Source organism: Modestobacter excelsi (genome assembly GCF_005930495.1).
GTDB classification, from domain to species: domain Bacteria; phylum Actinomycetota; class Actinomycetes; order Mycobacteriales; family Geodermatophilaceae; genus Modestobacter; species Modestobacter excelsi.
Window position 1 is genome coordinate 1 of record NZ_SJEX01000174.1, and the last position, 411, is coordinate 411.

1 protein-coding gene is annotated in these 411 nt (G+C 39.7%); it reads left to right on the forward strand.

Going from position 1 to position 411, the window contains the following annotated elements:
- Positions 1 to 411: GlgC family sugar phosphate nucleotidyltransferase (locus FHL80_RS27315; RefSeq protein WP_500684527.1), on the forward strand; the 411-nt coding region annotated here is incomplete at both ends.

Sequence of the window (411 nt, forward strand, 5' to 3'; positions counted from 1 at the left end):
ATGCGTGACGGTGTAACAATTATTGATCCACTCACTACATATATTGGCAAAGATGTTCAAATTGGACCAGATACAACGATAGAGCCAGGCGTTAAACTAGTTGGTAAAACCGTAATCGGTTCAAACGTCGTAGTGGGCCAATACTCAGAAATCGCTGATAGCAGCATTGGTAATGGTGTAAATATTAAACAATCAGTGATTAATGAATCAACGGTTGCTGATGAAGTGAATATAGGCCCGTTTGCACAATTAAGACCAGGATCGGATATTAGAAATAAAGTTAAAGTAGGTAACTTTGTAGAAGTGAAGAAATCAGTCGTAAAAGAAGGCGCGAAGCTTCCACATTTAAGTTATATAGGCGATGCTGAAATCGGAGCGCGTGCTAACGTTGGTTGTGGTTCGATTACAGTT